Raw genomic sequence first — 20,816 nt, 5'->3', positions numbered from 1 at the left:
AGGGGGCGTATTGTTATTCATTTTGTGACCGGGCAGTGAGTGCCATTTGTCGCTGGAGTCAGGTTTTGCCGTGTCACTGCGCCGCATACAGCGATCAACGTCTTCACGTACGCTGTATTTCACGTTGTTTATCAACCACTACGTAGTGTTGAGCTTATGACCAGAACTCAAAAAACTGTTTTCATTTTAGTTGCGCTGTTGGCGTTGATCATGGGGGTGGTGTTCAACAGCCTCATGTCGAGCAAAAACCAGGGCAATAACACCGCACTGATTGATGCCGGGATTATTCTGCTGCCGCAAAGCCGCCACTTGCCGGACGTGAAGATGACCAATCAAGACGGCCAGCCGGTGCTCATGAATGAGCTGAAAGACAAGTGGAGCCTGCTGTTTTTTGGTTACACCTTTTGCCCTGACATTTGCCCAACCACCCTCGCCCAACTGCGTCAGATCAAAAGCGAGCTGCCGAAAGAGGTGCAGGACAAACTACAAATCGTGCTGGTCAGTGTCGACCCGAACCGCGATACCCCCAAGCAACTTAAGCAGTATCTGGGCTATTTTGACCCGCAGTTTGTGGGCCTGACGCCGGGTTCAGTCGAAGAGCTGCAAACGTTGGCTAACGCCGTGAGCATTCCGTTCATCCCAGCCGATACCAGCAAGCCCAATTACACCGTTGATCACAGCGGTAACTTGGCCTTGATCGGTCCGGACGGTACTCAGCGAGGTTTTATCCGCGCCCCGTTCAACAATCAGAAAATGATTGCCCAACTGCCGGGGTTGGTCGAGAGGAAGTAAGGTGGGTAAAACACTGTAGCCGCTGCCGCACGCTGCGATGGGTTGCGTAGCGACCCCCGAAATATGAAGGTCCTACGGCCCTTATCGCAGCCTGCGGCAACGGCTACAGAGAGTGCTTAGAACGCCGGAACGATGGCGCCTTTGTACTTCTCAAGAATGAAGGCTTTCACTTCTGGCGTGTGCAAGGCAGCCACCAGTTTCTTCATGTCTTCGGAGTTTTGGTCGTCCGGACGTGCCACCAGGATGTTCACGTAAGGCGAGTCGCTGCCTTCGATGAACAGCGCGTCTTTTTCTGGGTTGAGCTTGGCTTCCAGCGCGTAGTTGGTGTTGATCAGTGCCAGATCAACCTGAGTCAGCACGCGCGGAATAGTTGCTGCTTCCAGTTCGCGGAATTTAAGGTTTTTCTTGTTTTCAACGATGTCTTTTGGTGTCGACAGGATGTTGGTTGAGTCCTTGAGCTTGATCAGGCCTGCCTTGTCCAACAGCAATAGCGCACGGCCGCCGTTGGTGGCGTCGTTCGGTATCACCACGGTGGCGCCGTCTTTAAGCTCATCAAGCTTTTTGTATTTGCTGGAGTAAGCGCCCAGCGGCTCAAGGTGAACGGCCGCAACGCTGACCAGATTCGTGCCCTTGGCTTTGTTGAATTCATCCAGGTACGGCTGGTGTTGGAAGAAGTTAGCGTCAAGACGCTTTTCGGCCACCTGCACGTTGGGCTGGATGTAGTCGGTGAAGACTTTGACCTTGAGGTTTACACCTTCTTTGGCCAGCGCAGGTTTCACGAACTCGAGGATTTCTGCGTGAGGCACTGGGGTCGCCGCAACTGACAGATCGCCTGCGTGAGCCGAAAATGCCGCAACAGCGGCCACAGCAGCAAATAACTTCTTCATTCAGCCACTCCTTGTTAACACCTGAGTCCAGGTGTTTGCCAGCGCGTGCTGGCGGTTACGTTTATTAACGAGAGGTCGAGCTTACTTGCGCGAAAAGTGCACCACCAGCCGATCGCCAACGGTTTGCAGAATTTGCACCAGAATCAGTAACAGCACCACCGTGACAATCATCACGTCGGTTTGGAAGCGTTGATAACCGAAACGAATCGCCAGGTCACCCAGGCCGCCCGCGCCCACCACACCGGCCATGGCGGTGTAGGACACCAGCGTAATGGCAGTCACGGTAATCGCAGCAAAGATGCCCGGTCGCGCTTCTGGCAGCAAAGCGCTGGTAATAATCTGACGCGTGCTGGCGCCCATCGCCTGCGTGGCTTCGATGATGCCGCGATCGACTTCGCGCAGGGCGGTTTCCACCAAGCGGGCGAAGAACGGCGTAGCACCCACCACCAGCGGTGGAATGGCGCCTGCGACGCCCAGCGAGGTGCCGGTAATCAGAACGGTGAGCGGGATCATCACAATCAGCAAAATGATGAAAGGCAGCGAACGCAGAATGTTCACCAGCAGCGACAGCAGGGCGTAGACGGCTTTCTGCTCGAACAGTTGACGCGGGCTGCACAAGAACAGCAGCACCCCCAGCGGCAGACCGAGCAGGATGGTGAACAGCAGCGAACCACCCAGCATCATCATGGTGTCGCCAGTGGCCAGCCAGATTTCAAACCAGTCTATGTTGGCGAAAAAGCTCACTAAAGTGTCCATTAGCGCAGCACCTCCATATGTACGTCAGCCGCTGTGAAGCGGGCGAAAGCCGCCTCCATGTCGCCACCGGTAATGGCGAGGGTCAGTTGCCCGTAAGGGGTGTCTTTGATGCGGTCGATACGGCCAGCCAAGATGCTGTAGTCCACACCTGTTTCGCGGGCGATGGTGCCCAGCAACGGCGCGTAGGTCGCTTCGCCTTGGAAGGTCAGGCGTACGATGCGGCCCGGCACATGGGCGAACACGTCGCGTTGTTCGCTTTCGTCAATCTGCTCATCTTCCTGCACGAAACGCTTGGTGGTCGGGTGCGTCGGGTGCAAGAACACCTGTGATACCGGGCCTTGCTCGACGATGACACCGGCATCCATCACGGCCACCTCGTCGCACACACGGCGGATCACATCCATCTCGTGAGTGATCAGGACAATAGTGAGCTTCAGTTCGCGGTTAATTTCAGCCAGCAATTGCAACACCGACGCCGTTGTTTGCGGGTCTAGGGCGCTGGTTGCCTCGTCGCACAACAATACTTTGGGCTTGGTGGCCAACGCACGGGCAATGCCGACGCGTTGCTTTTGGCCGCCTGAAAGCTGCGCCGGGTATTTTTTGGCGTGATCTGACAGGCCCACGCGTGCCAACAATTCGGCAACACGTTGGTCGATTTCACTGCGGGACAATTCACCTGCCAGTGTCAGAGGCATCGCTACGTTGTCGGCAACGGTCTTGGACGCCAACAGGTTGAAGTGCTGGAAGATCATCCCGACTTGCTGACGAAAACGCCGAAGGCCATTGGCATCCATAGCCGTCACGTCTTCGTTGTCGACGATGATCTGCCCGCCGCTCGGGGTTTCGAGTCGGTTGATCAGGCGCAGCAATGTACTTTTGCCCGCACCGGAATGGCCGATCAGGCCAAAAACCTGGCCGCTCTCAACACGCAAACTGGTGGAGTGCAGCGCGGGAATGTCCTTACCGGCAACCCGGTAAGTTTTATGAACGTTATGAAACTCAATCACGTAGCGGACCTTGTGGGGCGCGTAAATAGAAGATCAGCGGTTAGCCGGGCGGGCATTTTAGCCTGTCCGTATAGAGGTTCTTAGCATTTATTTGAGCAAAGACCTTTGATTTGGCAATAAGACGACTGATGGTCAGAAATAAGGAACGACCGCCGAGGGCTCAAGTCAGTACTAACAGCACCTCACATCCTGCAATGGGATATTTGTCCAAGAAGCCCTAGCCGTGGGGCTTTCATCAACAAGGAGCTTAGTCTGATGAGTACTAAAAAGCCGTCTTCAAGCAAGAGCCAGATGGCTGGCACCGACACCTTGGATCGTGGCAACACGAACGTCAAATTGGAAACGCTCGAAGCATTCCGTGACGACGCCACCGATCAGGCATTGCGTACCAATCAAGGGGTGAAGATTGCTGACAATCAAAACACCTTAAAAGCGGGGGCTCGAGGGCCGTCATTGTTGGAAGACTTCATCATGCGTGAAAAAATCACGCATTTTGACCATGAGCGAATTCCAGAGCGGATTGTGCATGCTCGAGGCACGGGTGCTCATGGCTATTTCCAGACCTACAAAGCCCACAGCGACTTGACCAAGGCCGGTTTTCTGCAAGATCCCGATAAAAAAACGCCAGTTTTCGTGCGGTTTTCTACCGTTCAGGGGCCGCGTGGCTCAGGTGATACGGTACGAGATGTGCGTGGCTTCGCCGTTAAGTTCTTTACCGATGAGGGTAACTTCGACCTGGTCGGTAACAACATGCCGGTGTTCTTCATTCAGGACGCGATCAAGTTTCCTGACTTCGTACACGCGGTTAAGCCCGAACCTCACAACGAAATTCCTACAGGTGGTTCGGCCCATGACACCTTCTGGGACTTTGTTTCGTTGGTGCCAGAGTCTGCGCACATGGTCATTTGGGCCATGTCTGATCGTGCAATACCGAAGAGCCTGCGCAGCATGCAAGGCTTTGGGGTGCATACCTTTCGCTTGATCAACGCTGAGGGCACATCCAACTTTGTGAAGTTTCACTGGCGTCCCAGCGTTGGCACGTGCTCTCTGGTGTGGGATGAAGCGCAAAAGCTGGCGGGCAAAGACACTGATTACCATCGCCGAGATCTCTGGGAGTCGATTGAAACTGGCGATTACCCTGAGTGGGAATTCGGGGTGCAGATTATCTCGGAAGAAGACGAGCATAAATTTGAGTTCGATATTCTTGACCCCACCAAGCTGATCCCGGAAGAACTGGTGCCTATCACCCCGCTGGGCAAGATGGTGCTGAATCGCAATCCCGATAATTTCTTCGCCGAGACTGAGCAAGTCGCTTTCTGCCCAGGGCATATCGTGCCGGGCATCGACTTCTCTAACGATCCACTCCTGCAAGGTCGCTTGTTTTCTTACACCGACACTCAGATCAGCCGACTGGGTGGTCCGAACTTTCATGAAATTCCGATCAACCGGCCTGTGGCGCCGTTCCACAATAACCAGCGTGATGCCCAGCATCGCAGCACTATTCATAAGGGTCGAGCTGCTTACGAGCCCAATTCCATAGATGGAGGTTGGCCGAAAGAAACCCCGCCTGCGGCTAAAGATGGCGGATTTGAGTCCTATCCGGAGCGAATTGACGCCAACAAGATACGTCAGCGCAGTGATTCATTCAGCGACCACTTTTCTCAAGCTCGGCTGTTTTTTCACAGCATGAGCAAGCATGAGCAAGAGCACATCATCGCGGCCTACAGCTTTGAGTTGGGCAAGGTTGAGCGCGAGCATATTCGGGCGCGGCAGGTGAATGAGATTCTGGCCAATATCGACCTTGAACTGGCTAAGCGCGTGGCCACTAACCTGGGGTTGCCAGCACCTAAGGCAGCCACCGTGGCGGCGCGCAAAACCAGCGTCAGTCAGTCGCCGGCTTTGAGTCAGGTTAATTTGCTGCCCGGTGACATCAAGACCCGCAAAGTGGCCATTTTGGCTGCTGATGGCGTTGATGGTAAGGCGATTGATGCGCTCAAGCAGGCGCTTGAGGCCGAGGGTGCGCATGCCAAATTACTGGGACCAACCTCTGCGCCGGTGAAAACCGCCGACGGAAAGTCATTGCCAGTGGATGCCTCAATGGAAGGGATGCCATCGGTGGCTTTTGACGCTGTTTTTGTACCGGGCGGCGCGGCGTCGATCAAGGCGTTGAGCGGCGATGGGGTCGCTCTGCATTACGTGCTTGAAGCCTATAAGCACCTCAAGGCAATTGCGCTGCATGGCCAAGCACAAGCGTTGCTGGATGTTCTGCATCTGCAAGAGGATGAAGGATTGTTGGTGCTTAAGGACGCCAAGGAGTTGAAGGCGTTCTTTGCGGCTATCGCCCAGCACCGAGTGTGGGCGCGGGAGCCCAAGGCTAAGGCTATTCCGGCTTAATGCGGGGCTAGAACGGTAATCGCAAGGCTGGCTGCGATAAGGAACATGACACCCTTATCGCAGCCTAGATCTGATTATTCCGGCTTGCTTGGAATCAATACGATTTGTGCCGGCACACGGCGAATCAGTTGCCGCTCCAGTTTCAGGTCAAACCCTGGGTCGAGCTTTTTCACGCGCTTGCTCACCAAGGTGGCTAGCCACGGGTAGTCTGCTGTGCGCGGAACCTGCAAGATCACAGTGCATTGATAATTGACGATGTCTTGCGCGATCAAATCCAGTTGATGGCGAAGTTTCGCACTGTCGGTGATGTTCAGTGCGACGGTGGTGTGTTCCGCTGTCGGATCAATAACCTTGGCTGCGGGGCGGGCTTCAGCCGCTTTCAGCGCCTCCTCGGCTTTCTCCAGTTCGGCCTTACGCGCCTGAGCGATGGCGCTGTTGACGCCGCCTGTGAGGGCTGGCGCCTTAGGCATCAGGGCACGGGCACGACTCAGCGCCGTCGCGGCTGCGTTGACATCGCCCTTTTGCAGCACAATTTGGCTGCGTTGCAGGTAGGCCTCTGCCAATTGGCGCTGGTATTGCACCAATTGCGGGTCATCTGGCGTTTGGGCTTGCAAGGCGGCCAATTCATCTTCGGCGGTCGCAAGCTCGCTACTGGCCAGGTTTTGCTCCAGCTGTGCAATGGCCGTAGCACGCGTCTGGTCGACTTCATTGTCGACCGAAGGTGTGCTTTGGCAGGCGCCCAGCAGCAAGCAAACTGCGGCCAGGAGCAAATAACGGGAGTTAAACAGCTTCATTCCTGCGGCTCTCTAAGTGCGCAAAAAACGAGCAAGTCTACACCCCTCGACGGGGCAGAACAAAACTCAGCAGAAACAGTGCAGCGGCACACACCACAATCGATGGTCCGGCAGGCGTGTCCTTGAACCAAGACAGCGCCAGGCCACCACACACGGCCAGCATTCCTAGCAACGTCGCACCCAATGCCATTTGCTCCGGGGAGCGGGCGTGGCGTTGAGCGGCAGCGGCTGGGATGATCAGCAGCGAGGTTATGAGTAGCACACCGACAATCTTCATCGCTACCGCAATCACTACGGCGATCAACAGCATCAGCGTCATGCGCAGCGCAGCGACCGGCAAGCCTTCGACGGTGGCCAACTCCTCATGCACGGTAATCGCCAGCAGAGGCCGCCACAGCGCCACTAACAATGCCAGTACCACTGCGCTGCCGCCCATGATCCACATCAAATCAGTCGGGCTGATCGCCAACAGATCGCCAAACAAGTAGGCCATCAGGTCGATTCGTACTTCATGCATGAAGCTTAGTACCACCAGCCCGAGGGACAAGGTGCTGGGTGCGAGAATTCCGAGCAGCGTGTCGGAAGCCAGTGGTTGGCGCTGCTGCAACGTGACCAGCAGCACCGCCAGCAACAGGCAGCCCACGGTCACGGCAATCGCCGGGCTGACATCCAGTAAGAAGCCCATGGCCACGCCGAGCAAGGCGGCGTGGGACAAGGTGTCGCCGAAATAAGCCATTCGTCGCCACACCACAAATGAACCCAGAGGCCCTGCAACCACCGCCAAAGACAGGCCTGCCAACAGGGCGTAAAACAGAAAATCAGCCATGCTTGCAGCCTTCTCCATGAACGTGGGTGTGCGCCGTTGGGGCGTCTTCGCTGACCACCGAGCCATGCAGATCATGGGCGTGATCGTGATGGTGGTGATAAATCGCCAGACTTTGTGCGTTTTTTCCAAACAGTTCGACGAATGCCGGATCGCCGCTGACCTGCTCCGGGTGGCCCGAGCAGCACACGTGGCGATTGAGGCAGACCACCTGATCGGTGGTACTCATGACCAGATGCAAATCGTGGGACACCATCAGCACGCCGCAGCCGTGACGGTCGCGCAGACGGGTGATCAAGCTGTAAAGCTCGGCCTGCCCCGCCACGTCGACGCCTTGCACCGGTTCATCAAGTACCAGCAACTCGGGCTTACGCAACAGGGCGCGGGCCAGCAGGACACGCTGCATTTCGCCGCCGGAAACGCTTTGCACCGGGCTATCGATGACCTTTTCGGCGCCGACTTCTTTAAGTGCAGCGAGGGCTTGGGCCCGGTCCACACCTGGTACCAGACGCAAAAAGCGCAACACCGAAAGCGGCAGTGTTGGATCAACGTGCAGTTTTTGCGGCATGTAGCCCACGCGCAGCTTGGGTTTGCGCCATACGCTGCCGCTGGTGGGTTTGAGCAGGCCGAGTACAGCCTTGACCAGCGTGGTTTTGCCCGCGCCGTTGGGGCCGATCAGGGTGACGATCTGGCCCGGCTCGACGTTGAGCTCAATGTTGTCGAGCACGTTTTGCCCGGCAAACGTCACGCAGACCTCGCTAAGACGAATCAGTGCAGCGCTCATCAAGCCTCCCGGCAGCCCGAACACAAACCGACGACTTCGACGGTTTGCCCTTCAACAGTAAAGCCCACGCCCTGCGCGCTGCTGATAATTGCATCGCTGATGGTTTTTTGTTCAAGCTCGATGGCCGCGTGGCAGGTGCGGCAGATCAGGAACTGGCCCTGATGCGCGTGTTCGGGGTGGCTGCACCCGATAAAGGCGTTGAGCGAGGCAATGCGGTGCACTAGGCCGTTATCGAGTAGGAAGTCCAGTGCCCGGTAAACAGTCGGCGGCGCGGCGCGGCGACCATCTTGCTCGCTGAGCACGGCCAGAATGTCATAAGCGCCCAGCGGCTTGTGGCTTTGCCACACCAGCTCAAGCACCCGACGACGCAACGCCGTTAGGCGCAAGCCCTTTTGCGCGCACAAGACATCGGCCTCAGAGAGCGCGCTGTGGACACAATGGGAGTGGTCATGGGGACGGCTAGCAAGCGGTGTTATAGGCATGGGCGGCGACGATTTCCGAGAGAGACGTTATTATGTTACCCGTTTAAGCCACCCTGAGTGCTCATCGTGCCCCGTATTTTTGCGATTTTTATTGCTTTGTCCGCCAGTTTGTTGGTGATTAGCCAGGCCCAGGCCGAGGTTAACGTGCTGACCAGCATCAAGCCTTTGCAGCTAATTGCCGCAGCCGTACAGGACGGCGTGGGCCAGCCCGAGGTGCTTTTGCCGCCGAATGCATCGCCGCATAACTATGCATTGCGCCCATCCGACGTACGGCGTGTTCAGTCTGCGGACTTGTTGTACTGGATTGGCCCGGACATGGAAGGTTTTCTGCCGCGGGTGATTAAAACCCGTACCTTGCCGTCAGTGACCGTGCAAACGTTGCCGGGTTTGAAGCTGCGCCATTTCACGCAAGACAGTCATTCCCATGACGAGGGCGATGGCGCCGAGCATGATCACGATCATCGCCCCGGCACGTTGGACGCGCACTTGTGGCTGGCGCCTGACAACGCACGCGTGATTGCGGCAAAAATGGCGGCAGATTTGAGTGAGAAAGACCCGGCTAATGCGCCGAAATACCAAAGCAACCTCAAGGCCTTCAATGAGCGTCTGGATGCGTTGGATGCGCGCCTCAAAACGCGTATGGCGGCCATTGCGAGCAAGCCGTTCTTTGTGTTCCATGAAGGCTACGACTACTTCGAAAGCGCCTACGGCCTCAAGCACACGGGCGTGTTCAGCGTGGCGTCAGAAGTCCAGCCGGGTGCCCAGCACGTTGCGGCGATGCGCCAGCGTTTGCAGGAAGTGGGCAAGACCTGCGTATTCAGTGATCCGCCGCTACGCCCGCGCCTAGCGGACACGCTGACGGCGGGTTTGCCGGTCAAATTGGCTGAGCTGGATCCGCTGGGCGGCTTTACCAAAGCTACAGCGCAAGGTTACGAGCAACTGCTGGAAAAACTGGGCAATGACCTAGCGAGCTGCTTGGAAAGTTTGTAATCCAACCCGACCTGTAGGAGCAGCCGGTCGACGCTCCTACAGGGGGTTAACGGGTTACAACGCGAACGGCAGTTGGACGGTGATGCTTTGGCGCAATGCCAGGCGGCGTTCGAACTCGCCCGGATCGTGGATCAACACGTCCTGACCCGCAAATGTGTGGGCCGCAATCAAGCGCGACAACCAGAATCGTACGCAGGCGACCCGCAGCAGGGTCGGCCACAACTCAGCTTCGCTGGCGGTAAAGGGGCGCAGTGCGGCGTAGGCGCCGAGCAGTGCACGGGCACGCGGGCCGTCAAGCTGGCCATCTTCGTCAGCACACCAGTCGTTCAGGGCAATCGCCACGTCGTACAGCATCGGGCCTGAGCAGGCATTGTAAAAGTCGATCAGCCCCGTCAGATGCGTACCTTCAAACATCGCGTTATCGCGGAACAGGTCGCCATGCAGGTTGGCCCGTGGCAGCGCCAGAATCTGTGCTTTGCGTGCGGTGATTTCATCCAGCGCCTTTTGCAGCAAATCAGCCGCTTCAGGCGACAAATCAGCCATTAATGCTGGCCCTTCTGCAAGCATCCAGTCCAGGCCACGGTCCGTTTTGCGTTCTAGCACGTTGTCACGCGTGGCGACGTGCAAGTGGCCGAGCAGTTCGCCGACCTGCGCGCAATGCTGGGCATTAGCCTCGCGAATGTGCTTACCGGCCAAGCGCGGTTGCAGCAGCGCTGGCTTGCCTTTGAGTTCGCGCAGGGCTTGGCCGTCGACGGTGCGCAGTGCAAAAGGCACCGGCAGATCAGCGTCGTGCAGCACATCCAGCAGCTCGATAAAGAAGGGCATTTCTTTGATCGGGCCGCGTTCTACCAAGGTCAGGACAAACTCGCCCTGCTCTAAGCTGATGAAATAGTTGGTGTTTTCGCTGCCCGCGGCAATCCCCTGGAAATCGAGCAAACGGCCGAGTTCGTAAGGCGCAAGAAAAGTCTCCAACTCCGGGCGAGTCAGTGGGGTGAATACAGACATGGTTTAAATTGCCAGTGCGGGCGCCGCCGTGGCGGCGCCAATTAAAGTTAAGACGCTATTTCCACTCGAAGATTTTCCACGAAGGAATCAGCATATCCGGCTGGTCGGAACGGATGAAGTTGGCATCAGTGCCATCAGCGCGCACTAAAAAGTACGGCGGCGCTCCTTTTGGGGTCACCTTGATGGCATAGAGGAACCCGTTTTGACGGTATTCCTGAATGGTTTTATCGCCTTCCGTGCGAATGGTTACTTCTGGATCACCGATAGATGAGCTGTCAGCCGCAAAGGTTACCAGCGGAGTGATTGCAAACAAGCCGGTCAGCAACAGGCGATTGAGTGTACGCATGATAACCTTGTCCCTTTGTCGTCATTGGTCCGGACATTCTAGCGCCGGACTCGCCGAAAAGGTTGATCCTGCTCATGAGCCAAGCTCCCCTCGTCCTGGTGGACGGTTCTTCATATCTGTACCGCGCTTTCCACGCGCTGCCGCCGCTGACTACCTCCAAGGGCCTACCGACAGGCGCTGTGAAGGGTGTGTTGAACATGCTGAAGAGTCTGCGTAAGCAGTACCCGGACAGCCCGTTTGCGGTAGTTTTCGACGCTAAGGGCGGGACATTTCGCGATGACATGTACGCCGAATACAAGGCCAATCGCCCGAGCATGCCTGATGACATGCGGGTGCAAATCGAGCCATTGCACGCCAGCGTAATCGCTCTGGGCTTCCCTTTGCTGTGTGTCGAAGGCGTTGAAGCAGACGATGTGATCGGCACACTGGCGCGTAGCAGCGCGGCTGCGGACCGACCAGTGGTCATCTCGACCGGCGATAAAGACATGGCGCAACTGGTTGATGGCCACATCACGCTGGTCAATACCATGACCGGCAGCACCATGGATATCGAAGGCGTTAAAGAGAAATTTGGCGTTTCGCCTGAGCAGATCATTGACTACCTCGCGCTCATGGGCGATTCGTCCGACAACATTCCAGGCGTTCCGGGCATTGGTCCTAAAACCGCTTCTGGTTTGTTGGTAGGCGTAGGCGGCGGTCTGGTCGACCTGTATGAAAAGCTCGATATCGTGCCAACCTTGCCGATTCGCGGTGCTAAGAACTTACCCGCGAAGCTCGAAGAACACCGCGAAATGGCGTTTTTGTCGTACCAGTTGGCCACGATCAAAGTCGATGTGCCGTTGGATATCGGTCTAGAAGACCTGCACCTCAAAGCGCCTGACTGCGAAAAGCTGATTGAGCTGTACACCGAGTTGGAGTTCAAAAGCTGGATTGCCGACGTCGAGCGTGAAGCCAAGCGTGCCGGTCAGGTGATCGTGCATGAAGAGCCTGTTGCTGCGTCGACCGAAGAGCAGCAATACGTCACCATCCTCGATCAAGCCCTGTTCGATGTGTGGCTGAAAAAGCTCAACGACGCTACGTTGATTGCCTTTGACACGGAAACCACCGGCCTGGATGCGCAGCAAGCGCAATTGGTCGGCCTGTCGTTTTCGGTCAAGCCCGGCGAAGCGGCTTACATTCCGTTGACCCACTCCTACATGGGCGTGCCGGAACAACTGGACCGCGACACGGTGCTGCGAGCACTCAAGCCGCTGCTCGAAGACCCGAACAAGGCCAAAGTCGGTCAGCATGCCAAGTTCGACATGAACATTCTGGCCAACTGCGCCATCGGCGGCGATCAGACCAACGGCATCATGGTGCAGGGCGTTGCCTTCGACACCATGCTTGAGTCCTACGTGCTGGATTCCACGGCCACCCGCCATGACATGGATAGCCTGGCGCTCAAGTACTTGGGCCACAGCACCACCAGTTTCCAGGATATTGCCGGCAAAGGCGTCAAACAGCTGACATTTGACCAAATCTCGCTGGAACAGGCCGGGCCGTACGCAGCCGAAGATGCTGATGTAACCCTGCGTTTGCACCACGTGCTGAATGAAAAGCTGCAAGCGATTCCAAGCCTGAACAGTGTGCTGACGGATATTGAGATGCCGCTGGTACCGGTTCTGGCGCGCATAGAGCGCCAAGGCGCGCTGGTGGACGCCAAGCTGCTGGGCGTACAGAGCGTTGAGTTGGGCGACAAGATGGTTGCCCTTGAACGTGAGGCTTTTGCCATCGCCGGTGAAGAATTCAACCTCAGCTCACCCAAGCAACTGGGCGTGATCCTGTACGAAAAACTCGGCCTGCCGATCATCAGCAAAACCGCCAAAGGTCAGGCTTCGACCGCTGAGGCGGTATTGGCAGAGTTGGCTGAGCAGGATTTCCCACTGCCAAAAGTGTTGATGCAGTACCGTTCGATGAGCAAGCTGAAAAGCACCTACACCGATCGCTTGCCAGAGCAAATTAACCCGCGTACCGGGCGCATTCATACCTCTTACCATCAGGCCGTCACGGCGACCGGGCGTTTGTCGTCCAGCGATCCAAACCTGCAAAACATCCCGATCCGCACCGCCGAAGGCCGCCGGATTCGTCAGGCGTTCGTGGCGCCTAAAGGTTACAAACTGCTGGCGGCGGACTATTCGCAGATCGAATTGCGGATCATGGCGCACCTGGCCAAGGACGAAGGGCTGCTAAACGCTTTTCGCAACGACTTGGACGTGCACAGCGCCACGGCGGCCGAGGTGTTTGGCGTCGATCTGAGTGACGTCACCACGGATCAGCGTCGCAGCGCCAAGGCGATCAACTTCGGCCTGATTTATGGCATGAGCGCTTTTGGCCTGGCCAAGCAGATCGGCGTAGACCGTAAGCAATCGCAGGCCTATATCGATCGCTACTTTGCGCGTTACCCGGGTGTGCTGGACTACATGGAGCGCACGCGCGCCCAGGCGGCCGAACAAGGGTATGTCGAGACTATTTTCGGCCGTCGCCTGTACCTGCCGGAGATCAACGCGAAAAACCCGGCGCTGCGTAAAGGCGCAGAGCGCACGGCAATCAACGCCCCGATGCAGGGCACGGCGGCAGACATCATCAAGAAAGCCATGGTGGCTGTGGATAACTGGTTGACGGCTTCAGGCCTCGATGCCCGCGTCATCTTGCAAGTGCACGATGAATTGGTACTTGAGGTGCGTGAAGACCTGGTGGACCAGGTGCGCGACGAATTGCGTGTGCACATGAGTGAGGCGGCCACGCTTGACGTACCGCTGGTGGTCGAAGTGGGTGTGGGCAATAACTGGGACGAGGCGCACTAACAGGCATCCTTGCTTCGCGTAGCAGTTGCCGAGTTACGCGAGGCTACGTTCGATTGCGAAGCGATCGTAATTGCGGATAACTGGGTTGGTCTGGCACACCGGGGACTCAGAATTTGCGGCGGCTCCGCCCCCCGGACGTAGCCTGCGGCAACTGCTACGGTCCGGTGTTGCTGGGAGATTTATGCCAAATAGTTTTTTTGAGGCGCCGGAACTAATCCGGCTTAACACGACTCAGATTCTCAGAATGGCTTAGGTGAAGCCCTTCAATGCTCCTAATGTTGTGTTAAGTGTTGGCAGAACTCTGGACCCCGCCCTAGCGGTCCAGTACTTGAGCCCCGAACTTCCCTCCCCCATATGAAGTCCGGGGTTTTTTTTGCCTGCGATTTATGACTCGGCGCTTTCTTCTTCGCCTTTGTTCGGCAGCTCCAGCCAGCGAGCCAGCACGGTGTACGCCTCTTCCAAGCCCAATCGTTTTGGGGTGGAGAACAGCTGAATGGTGACGCTGTCGCCCCATTTCTTGCGAATGTCAGACTGAATCTTGAGCAGCGTGTTTTTGGCTGCGCCGTACGTCAGTTTGTCGGCTTTTGTCAGCAAAATATGCATCGGCATGCCGCTGGAGACGGTCCAGTCCAGCATTAAAACGTCGAAATCGGTCATTGGATGACGAATATCCATCATCAAAATCACGCCTTTGAGGCTTTCGCGGCTGCCGAAATATGCTTCTAGGTGGCGCTGCCAGTGCATTTTTAGCGGGATCGGCACCTTGGCGTAGCCATAACCCGGCAGGTCGACTAGGCGACGATCTTCGTCCAATTGGAAGAAGTTCAGCAACTGAGTACGGCCTGGTGTTTTCGACGTGCGGGCCAGGCTGGCGTGGGTCAAGGTGTTGAGTGCGCTGGACTTGCCTGCGTTGGAGCGCCCGGCGAATGCGACTTCAAAGCCTTCGTCATCGGGGCATTGGTCAACTTTGGCTGCGCTGAGCATGAAGGTAGCCTGTTGGCACAGACCGAGAATGGGGTTCTTGAGTTGCATGGGATATCCGATGTGAGCGGCGCCAGGAATGGACGCGGCGAGCGTGTCGTTTCCGTTTCAGTGGCGCCAGTATATAATGCCGCAGATTTTGTGTGTGCTTTGTCCCAGCGTAGGACGAAGTACGCGGGAGCTGTAGACCTAGGTTGCGCATTAGAACGCAACAAGCTCCAACCCTGAAAGAATCGTTTTATGACGAGATGGCTGCTGCCGGTGTCTTGATACCGCTTGTACAGCGTTCAGGCTACACAGGATCCGGAAGCCGTGTACAACCGCGTTTGTATTGCCTGCCATGAAGGTCAGCGATTCATAACACCGAAATCGGGTGTAAAGGCCAAAGGTAAGTTAAGCAGGCGTTGGTGCAACACGTGACCCAGGGTGTAAAGGCGATGCCGCCGCGTGGTTTGTGCACGGACTGCAGTGTCGAGGTTTACCAGCCAATCATCCAGTGGATGAATGAGTAAGCCCGGCCATAACTTTAACCCTTAGCCGTAGTTGGATTAGCTGATGAACAAACTATTCGTGAGTCTGCTGTTGACCTTGGGCGTTAGTGGTATCGCTCAGGCCGCAGGTACCACCCTTGTAGGTGATGCCGCAGCAGGTCAGGCAAAAACCGCTGTATGTGGCGCTTGTCACGGTCCTGACGGCAATAGCATGGCCCCTAATTTCCCAAAACTGGCCGGGCAAGGTGATCGTTACCTGCTCAAGCAACTGCATGAAATCAAGGACGGCAAGCGCCAGGTTCTTGAAATGACCGGTTTGCTGGCCAACCTGAATGATCAGGATCTCGCGGATATCGCCGCTTACTACTCCAGCCAAAAGAGCTCCGTCGGTGCTGCTGACCCTGCACTGGTTGCACGGGGTGAGGCGCTGTTTCGTGGCGGTGACCTCTCAAAAGGCATGCCGGCCTGTACCGGTTGCCACTCACCCGATGGCCAAGGGCTGGCCACTGCGGGTTTCCCGCATCTGGGTGGCCAGCACGCCAGTTACATTGAGAAACAGCTTACCGACTTCCGTGAAGGCGAGCGTACCAACGACGGCGACTCGATGATCATGCGCGGCATTGCTGCCAAGCTGAGCAACAAGGACATCAAGGCCTTGGCCAGCTACATTCAAGGCTTGCACTAGAGTTTGTGCCATCGGCGCAACCAGTCCTGAAGGGGCTGTTTGACGTTAACAATCGTTTAATCTTTGAATGTAAGTGTGAAAGGGCAGCTGAGGCTGCCCTTTTTCATGTTATCTGCCGCTACACTATCGAACTCAAAGCTGCACGGATCTGTCTGAAACAGGTCACGTCAGGCGACCTTATTTGTCCAGGAGTAAAGCATGCGTAATCTGATTCTCAGCGCCGCTCTCGTTACTGCCACTCTGTTTGGCATGACGGCTCAAGCTGCTGATGTACCGCTAGAAGCCGGCAAAACCTATGTACAACTGTCAAACCCTGTTCCGGTTGCGGTGCCTGGCAAGATCGAAGTGGTTGAGATGTTCTGGTACGGCTGCCCGCATTGCTTCGCGTTTGAGCCTGTGATCAATCCTTGGGCAGAGAAACTGCCTGCCGACGTGCACTTTGTTCGTATCCCGGCCCTGTTTGGCGGTCCTTGGGATGCTCACGGTCAGTTGTTCATCACCCTCGACACCATGGGTGTAGAGAACAAGGTTCACGCAGCCGTCTTCAACGCCATCCAGAAAGAACATAAAAACCTGATCAAGCCAGAAGATATGGCTGATTTCGTGGCCACTCAGGGTGTCGACAAAACAAAGTTCCTTGAAACGTTCAACTCCTTCGCCGTCAAAGGCAAACTGGCCCAGTACAAAGAGCTGGCCAAAAAGTACGAGATTTCAGGTGTACCGACCATGATTGTTAATGGTAAGTACCGCTTCGACATCGGTTCCACAGGCGGCCCTGAGCAAGCATTGAACGTTGCTGACCAACTGATCGCCAAAGAGCGAGCAGAAGAGAAAGCGGCGCCAGCAGCCAAAAACTAAGCGGCGGCCCTTTCTATGCGGCGCTGGAAGAGCGAACGAATAGTTGGCCTGCATGAACCGCAGGTCAACGAAGATCATTTGGCAGGCAGTGGCATGCCGGATGATCGGCGTTTGCGCTTGCTCAGTTTCAATATCCAGGTCGGTAACAGTACGCACAGTTACCGCCACTACCTGACCCGCAGTTGGCAGCACTTGCTGCCACACAAAGGGCGGGCGGGTAACTTGGAGAAAATAGGCGACTTGTTGAGTGACTTCGACCTAGTCGCCTTACAGGAAGCCGATGGCGGCAGCCATCGATCCGGCTACGTCAATCAGGTCAAATACTTGGCCCAACAGGGCGAATTTCCCTACTGGTATCAACAACTCAATCGCAACCTTGGGCGTCTGGCCCAGCACAGCAATGGCGTGCTCAGCCGCCTGCGTCCAACGGCGATTGAAGATCACCCCTTGCCCGGCCCTGCTGGCCGTGGCGCAATTTTAGTGCGTTTCGGGGATGGCCCCGATGCGCTGGTCGTGGTGGTCATGCACCTGGCATTAGGCACAAAAACCCGCACCCTGCAGTTGGCGTACATTCGCGAGCTGATTGGCGGCTATCAGCACCAGGTTTTGATGGGCGACATGAACACCCACGCCAACGACCTGCTGCAAGCATCCCCTTTGCGCGACCTTGGTTTGCTGGCGCCACAAATGGAAGCGACCTTCCCCAGCTGGCGCCCGCAACGTTGCCTTGATCACATTTTGCTCAGCCCGGCCCTGACTCTTGAGCGCGTACAAGTCTTGGATCAGCCTATTTCTGATCACTTGCCGGTGGCGGTTGAAATCCGTTTGCCGGGCTCTGTCGGTGTCGACTCATTGCCCGTGTTGAGTACTGCGCGTGAGCCACTGGCATGACTGCTGACGACGCCAAACGCTGGAAAGAGAAATACCTGAAGAGTGTCGAGCAACAAGACAAGCTCGAACGCCGCTGGAACGCGCGTCTCGATCTGTTACGCCGCGGCCTAGTGCGAAGCACGTTGGCGGCAGAAGGCACGGACCGGACCGTTGACCAGTGCATGAAAGAAATGCGCGAAGCCGTGCGCACCGATGACATGGACGCGCCCTTGGCGGCCTTGCTGCCACGCCTCGAAAAAGCCGTACTCGATTCCGAACAGCGCCGCGAAACGCGCATTGATCAAATGAGCGTCGCCCTCAATGCGCTCGTGACTCAACTGCAAGCCCTGCCCCTACCCCGCGAGGTCAGCAAGCCTCTTAAGACATTCGCCAGGCAGCTCGATAACCGAGTGACCCAGGCCCGCGAAATACCGTTATTGCTCAGTGAACTGAGCAACTTGCAGGGCTTAGCACTGGCGCCTCAGCTCAATGAAGCAGAGCCATCGAAACCTAACCTTTTGCAGCGGCTGTTTGGCGCTCACGACGCCGATAAGGCCGCTCCGCGAGACTGTGAGCCCCAGCAGGTCCAGGCACCCAATGTTGTGGCGCCATTGCCTGCATCGAAACCGGTTACGGCGCCTTCTCCTCAAGCTATAGCCCCACAGCCCGATCTCCCGACTCCCGATCAAGAGGCGCCTGAGACGCTCTCAGCGCCTGTGCCCGAAGCGCTCACTGAAGACGCCTCGAGCGGCGCCCTTGAGTCGGTGGTGGCGCTGGTGGATGCTGAAAATACGCGTTCGAATCAACCCTTTGAGGCGCCTGAGCCTGATCAGGACGCGCTCGATCAGTCTGAGCCCGAGTTGGAGCTAGAGGTCGAGCCTGAACCAGTGGTCGTCGACACGGCGTATGCCCTCCCGGAAAGCCCCGAGCCCACCTACAGCTCGGTCGCGGAGCACATTGAATCGACCTTGCTAGGTTTGCTGAACGATCTGTCGCTGCCCGAACATCATTGGCCACAAGCCGAGTCCATGCGTCGTCGGCTCGAAAAAGGTCTCAATTGGTACGAACTACTGCCGATTCTCGACGATCTGGCTGTTTTGATGCTGGCCATCACCGACGGCGGCCAGCATGAATTTGAGACCTACCTCAAACAGCTCAATGAGCGACTCGAATCGTTTCAAAACAACCTACAAGCCGCCAGTGACGGCCATGCCCAAGGGCGATCGGCTGCGGCTGAGTTGGACAGCCAGTTGCGTGAGCACGTCGATGGCTTGCAGAACAGTGTGCAAGACGCCGTCGACCTCAATAGTCTCAAGCACATCCTTGAAGCCCGGCTTGAAGGTCTGCTGGGCACGATGGACCAGCACCAGCAACAGCGTGATGCCCGTGAGCAAGAACTCTCCCGCCGCTTGCAAGGGTTGGCCGAGCGTGTGGCCTTCATGGAGCAGGAGGCCCAAGGCTATCGCGAACACCTCGAAGAACAGCGTCTCAAAGCCCTTATCGATCCTTTGACCGGTTTGCCCAATCGAGCGGCCTGGGGCGAACGTCTGGCTCATGAAGTTGAACAGTGGCAAGCACACGGAAATCCGTTACTCATCGCCATGCTCGACCTTGATCACTTCAAGCGCATCAATGATGGCTATGGCCATCTGGCGGGCGACAAAGTGCTCAAAATTGTAGCGGCACAACTTCGCAAGCACTTGCGGCCTAATGACTTTGTCGCCCGATTTGGTGGTGAAGAGTTTGTCTTGTTGATCCCCGATACAACCCTGGCAGCGGGTTTGCAGGTTCTCGAAAAACTACGTTCTGCCATCGCGGCCTGCCCGTTCCATTTCAAGGGCGAGCCTGTAACCCTCACCTGCTCTATTGGTCTGGCGCCCTTCAAACTCGCAGATCGTAGTGAACAGGTACTTAAGCGGGCGGACGAAGCGTTATACCGAGCCAAAGATAATGGCCGCAACCGCATAGAATGCAGCCGGGTTTAAGTGTGAGTGCAGGTTGGTGTTCATGGCATCGCCACGTTACCGAGTAAACCGCCCCGTGAAGAACTCGATGTTGTTGCTGTACTGCTTGGGCTTGATCGGCCATCTCCTATAGACACAATCGTTGCGCTGCCTATAGCACCCCTTATTAACGTGGGCCAACGTCATGAGGCCGAGGCTACGTGCAGATACAGACATGAGCAGTAAGGTATGCTGGCGCATTAATTGCTCTTGTGCGGCCTCTGCCCATGAAATTTCCTATTCTTGTTTTGTCTCTTGCGCTGCTGGCGGGTTGTGCCAATGGCCTGCGGATGGATACCAGCCATCCTTCGGTCAACTATGACAGTCGCGTGCAGTTTGTGGTGCTTCACTACACGTCAACCTCACTTGAACGCTCGTTGCAGCTACTGACGAGCGGGCCTGTCAGTAGCCATTACCTGATTGGTGATACGCCGCCGACCATCTACAAGCTGGTCGATGAAAATCAGCGCGCGTGGCATGCCGGTGAAAGCCAATGGAAAGGCCGTACCTGGCTCAACTCAAGCTCCATTGGCATCGAAATCGTAAATCCGGGCTTCCGTGATACCCCGACAGGGCGTGTCTGGTATCCCTACACCGAAGGTCAGGTCGAGTCAGTGATCGCGTTGCTAAAAGATATCTCGACGCGCTACAAGATCGACCCGCACAACATCATCGGCCATAGCGACATAGCACCGTTGCGCAAACTTGATCCAGGCCCATTGTTCCCTTGGAAACGCCTGGCGCAAGCAGGCTTCGGCATCTGGCCCAACGCCCAGGCTGTTGCGCATGAGCAGGCACAGTTTGCTAACGACCTGCCGAGCATTACCTGGTTTCAGCAGGAGCTAGCGCTACTGGGTTACGAGACGCCACAAACTGGCGAACTCGACGTTGCCACGCGGCATGTATTGACAGCGTTTCAGATGCATTTTCGGCCATCGCGTTTCGACGGCACGCCGGATGCTGAAAGCGCGGCCATATTGAAAGTGCTCAACACACAGAAAAACTGATCCCCGCAGGGGGGGGGG

The 20,816-nt window shown here is 56.6% G+C and carries 19 protein-coding genes and 1 pseudogene; 10 read left to right on the top strand and 10 right to left on the bottom strand.

Annotation, left to right across the window (positions count from 1 at the left end):
* The first annotated feature begins 156 nt into the window (after nt 1-156).
* Nucleotides 157-792, top strand: coding sequence for an SCO family protein (locus tag B347_RS0113710; protein ID WP_019410265.1), 636 nt, complete (start codon nt 157-159; stop codon nt 790-792).
* 116 nt (nt 793-908) lie between these two features.
* Here B347_RS0113710 and B347_RS0113705 read toward each other — a convergent pair whose 3' ends face one another.
* The 3 genes from B347_RS0113705 to B347_RS0113695 all read right to left on the bottom strand — a co-directional run bounded on the left by B347_RS0113705 (nt 909) and on the right by B347_RS0113695 (nt 3,442).
* Nucleotides 909-1,679 (bottom strand): MetQ/NlpA family ABC transporter substrate-binding protein, encoded by a 771-nt coding sequence (locus B347_RS0113705; protein ID WP_019410264.1) that lies wholly within the window; start codon nt 1,677-1,679, stop codon nt 909-911.
* A gap of 81 nt (nt 1,680-1,760) precedes the next feature.
* Nucleotides 1,761-2,435 (bottom strand): methionine ABC transporter permease, encoded by a 675-nt coding sequence (locus tag B347_RS0113700; RefSeq protein ID WP_019410263.1) that lies wholly within the window; start codon nt 2,433-2,435, stop codon nt 1,761-1,763.
* A complete protein-coding gene (locus B347_RS0113695) occupies nt 2,435-3,442 on the bottom strand; it encodes a methionine ABC transporter ATP-binding protein (protein ID WP_019410262.1) in 1,008 nt (335 codons plus the stop codon). The genes B347_RS0113700 and B347_RS0113695 overlap by 1 nt, the downstream gene beginning before the upstream one ends.
* Nucleotides 3,443-3,643: 201 nt before the next feature.
* Between B347_RS0113695 and katE the strand changes: the two genes are divergently transcribed.
* On the top strand, nt 3,644-5,836 hold the full coding sequence (gene katE, locus B347_RS0113690) for a catalase HPII (protein ID WP_272942649.1): 2,193 nt from the start codon (nt 3,644-3,646) through the stop codon (nt 5,834-5,836).
* A 74-nt stretch (nt 5,837-5,910) separates the two neighbouring features.
* On the opposite strand, the gene B347_RS0113685 is transcribed toward katE, so the two are convergent.
* The 4 genes from B347_RS0113685 to B347_RS0113670 are packed head-to-tail and all read right to left on the bottom strand — an operon-like array spanning nt 5,911 to nt 8,719.
* Nucleotides 5,911-6,630, bottom strand: coding sequence for a PA5502 family lipoprotein (locus B347_RS0113685; protein ID WP_019410260.1), 720 nt, complete (start codon nt 6,628-6,630; stop codon nt 5,911-5,913).
* Nucleotides 6,631-6,667: 37 nt separating this feature from the next.
* Nucleotides 6,668-7,456, bottom strand: coding sequence for a zinc ABC transporter permease subunit ZnuB (gene znuB, locus B347_RS0113680; protein ID WP_019410259.1), 789 nt, complete (start codon nt 7,454-7,456; stop codon nt 6,668-6,670).
* The gene (gene znuC, locus B347_RS0113675; protein ID WP_019410258.1) at nt 7,449-8,237 is read right to left on the bottom strand and encodes a zinc ABC transporter ATP-binding protein ZnuC; all 789 of its coding nucleotides are present in this window, start codon (nt 8,235-8,237) and stop codon (nt 7,449-7,451) included. The genes znuB and znuC overlap by 8 nt, the downstream gene beginning before the upstream one ends.
* Nucleotides 8,237-8,719 (bottom strand): Fur family transcriptional regulator, encoded by a 483-nt coding sequence (locus tag B347_RS0113670; protein ID WP_026014185.1) that lies wholly within the window; start codon nt 8,717-8,719, stop codon nt 8,237-8,239. The genes znuC and B347_RS0113670 overlap by 1 nt, the downstream gene beginning before the upstream one ends.
* 57 nt (nt 8,720-8,776) lie before the next feature.
* Here B347_RS0113670 and znuA point away from each other — a divergent pair, with 57 nt between their 5' ends.
* Nucleotides 8,777-9,709, top strand: coding sequence for a zinc ABC transporter substrate-binding protein ZnuA (gene znuA, locus B347_RS0113665; protein WP_423812782.1), 933 nt, complete (start codon nt 8,777-8,779; stop codon nt 9,707-9,709).
* 54 nt (nt 9,710-9,763) lie between these two features.
* On the opposite strand, the gene B347_RS0113660 is transcribed toward znuA, so the two are convergent.
* Nucleotides 9,764-10,714: a homoserine kinase gene (locus B347_RS0113660; RefSeq protein ID WP_019410255.1), complete on the bottom strand. Its 951-nt coding sequence runs from the start codon at nt 10,712-10,714 to the stop codon at nt 9,764-9,766.
* Nucleotides 10,715-10,769: 55 nt separating this feature from the next.
* Nucleotides 10,770-11,060 (bottom strand): DUF2782 domain-containing protein, encoded by a 291-nt coding sequence (locus B347_RS0113655; RefSeq protein ID WP_019410254.1) that lies wholly within the window; start codon nt 11,058-11,060, stop codon nt 10,770-10,772.
* Nucleotides 11,061-11,134: 74 nt separating this feature from the next.
* Here B347_RS0113655 and polA point away from each other — a divergent pair, with 74 nt between their 5' ends.
* The gene (polA, locus tag B347_RS0113650; RefSeq protein WP_019410253.1) at nt 11,135-13,903 is read left to right on the top strand and encodes a DNA polymerase I; all 2,769 of its coding nucleotides are present in this window, start codon (nt 11,135-11,137) and stop codon (nt 13,901-13,903) included.
* A gap of 384 nt (nt 13,904-14,287) precedes the next feature.
* Here polA and yihA read toward each other — a convergent pair whose 3' ends face one another.
* Entirely contained in the window at nt 14,288-14,935 is a 648-nt protein-coding gene (yihA, locus tag B347_RS0113645) for a ribosome biogenesis GTP-binding protein YihA/YsxC (RefSeq protein ID WP_019410252.1), read from the bottom strand.
* A 197-nt stretch (nt 14,936-15,132) separates the two neighbouring features.
* Here yihA and B347_RS26950 point away from each other — a divergent pair.
* From B347_RS26950 to B347_RS0113615, 6 genes and pseudogenes are all read left to right on the top strand, one after another.
* A pseudogene (locus tag B347_RS26950) lies at nt 15,133-15,421 on the top strand (c-type cytochrome).
* An 18-nt stretch (nt 15,422-15,439) separates the two neighbouring features.
* Nucleotides 15,440-16,060, top strand: coding sequence for a c-type cytochrome (locus tag B347_RS0113640; RefSeq protein WP_019410251.1), 621 nt, complete (start codon nt 15,440-15,442; stop codon nt 16,058-16,060).
* 198 nt (nt 16,061-16,258) lie between these two features.
* The gene (locus B347_RS0113635) at nt 16,259-16,918 is read left to right on the top strand and encodes a thiol:disulfide interchange protein DsbA/DsbL (RefSeq protein WP_019410250.1); all 660 of its coding nucleotides are present in this window, start codon (nt 16,259-16,261) and stop codon (nt 16,916-16,918) included.
* A 15-nt stretch (nt 16,919-16,933) separates the two neighbouring features.
* Entirely contained in the window at nt 16,934-17,809 is an 876-nt protein-coding gene (locus B347_RS0113630; protein WP_019410249.1) for an endonuclease/exonuclease/phosphatase family protein, read from the top strand.
* Nucleotides 17,806-19,773 carry a diguanylate cyclase gene (locus B347_RS0113625; RefSeq protein ID WP_019410248.1) on the top strand — a complete coding sequence of 656 codons (1,968 nt, stop codon included), beginning with the start codon at nt 17,806-17,808 and terminating at the stop codon, nt 19,771-19,773. The genes B347_RS0113630 and B347_RS0113625 overlap by 4 nt, the downstream gene beginning before the upstream one ends.
* A gap of 245 nt (nt 19,774-20,018) precedes the next feature.
* Nucleotides 20,019-20,798, top strand: a complete 780-nt coding sequence (locus tag B347_RS0113615; RefSeq protein ID WP_019410246.1) for an N-acetylmuramoyl-L-alanine amidase — start codon at nt 20,019-20,021, stop codon at nt 20,796-20,798.
* The last annotated feature ends 18 nt before the right edge of the window (nt 20,799-20,816 follow it).

It is taken from the genome of Pseudomonas psychrophila HA-4 (assembly GCF_000282975.1).
Lineage (GTDB): Bacteria > Pseudomonadota > Gammaproteobacteria > Pseudomonadales > Pseudomonadaceae > Aquipseudomonas > Aquipseudomonas psychrophila_A.
The sequence above is the reverse complement of the archived record's forward strand: the minus strand, read 5'-3'. Positions and strand labels throughout refer to the sequence as shown.

Coding starts and splice junctions, on each gene's coding strand:
- B347_RS0113615 (WP_019410246.1), top strand. CDS start 20,019: ATGAAATTTCCTATTCTTGTTTTGTCTCTTGCGCTGCTGGCGGGTTGT.
- B347_RS0113630 (WP_019410249.1), top strand. CDS start 16,934: ATGCGGCGCTGGAAGAGCGAACGAATAGTTGGCCTGCATGAACCGCAG.
- yihA (WP_019410252.1), bottom strand. CDS start 14,935: ATGCAACTCAAGAACCCCATTCTCGGTCTGTGCCAACAGGCTACCTTC.
- B347_RS0113660 (WP_019410255.1), bottom strand. CDS start 10,714: ATGTCTGTATTCACCCCACTGACTCGCCCGGAGTTGGAGACTTTTCTT.
- B347_RS0113670 (WP_026014185.1), bottom strand. CDS start 8,719: ATGCCTATAACACCGCTTGCTAGCCGTCCCCATGACCACTCCCATTGT.
- B347_RS0113655 (WP_019410254.1), bottom strand. CDS start 11,060: ATGCGTACACTCAATCGCCTGTTGCTGACCGGCTTGTTTGCAATCACT.
- B347_RS0113710 (WP_019410265.1), top strand. CDS start 157: ATGACCAGAACTCAAAAAACTGTTTTCATTTTAGTTGCGCTGTTGGCG.
- znuC (WP_019410258.1), bottom strand. CDS start 8,237: ATGAGCGCTGCACTGATTCGTCTTAGCGAGGTCTGCGTGACGTTTGCC.
- B347_RS0113700 (WP_019410263.1), bottom strand. CDS start 2,435: ATGGACACTTTAGTGAGCTTTTTCGCCAACATAGACTGGTTTGAAATC.
- znuB (WP_019410259.1), bottom strand. CDS start 7,456: ATGGCTGATTTTCTGTTTTACGCCCTGTTGGCAGGCCTGTCTTTGGCG.
- B347_RS0113685 (WP_019410260.1), bottom strand. CDS start 6,630: ATGAAGCTGTTTAACTCCCGTTATTTGCTCCTGGCCGCAGTTTGCTTG.
- B347_RS0113640 (WP_019410251.1), top strand. CDS start 15,440: ATGAACAAACTATTCGTGAGTCTGCTGTTGACCTTGGGCGTTAGTGGT.
- B347_RS0113625 (WP_019410248.1), top strand. CDS start 17,806: ATGACTGCTGACGACGCCAAACGCTGGAAAGAGAAATACCTGAAGAGT.
- polA (WP_019410253.1), top strand. CDS start 11,135: ATGAGCCAAGCTCCCCTCGTCCTGGTGGACGGTTCTTCATATCTGTAC.
- B347_RS0113635 (WP_019410250.1), top strand. CDS start 16,259: ATGCGTAATCTGATTCTCAGCGCCGCTCTCGTTACTGCCACTCTGTTT.
- B347_RS0113705 (WP_019410264.1), bottom strand. CDS start 1,679: ATGAAGAAGTTATTTGCTGCTGTGGCCGCTGTTGCGGCATTTTCGGCT.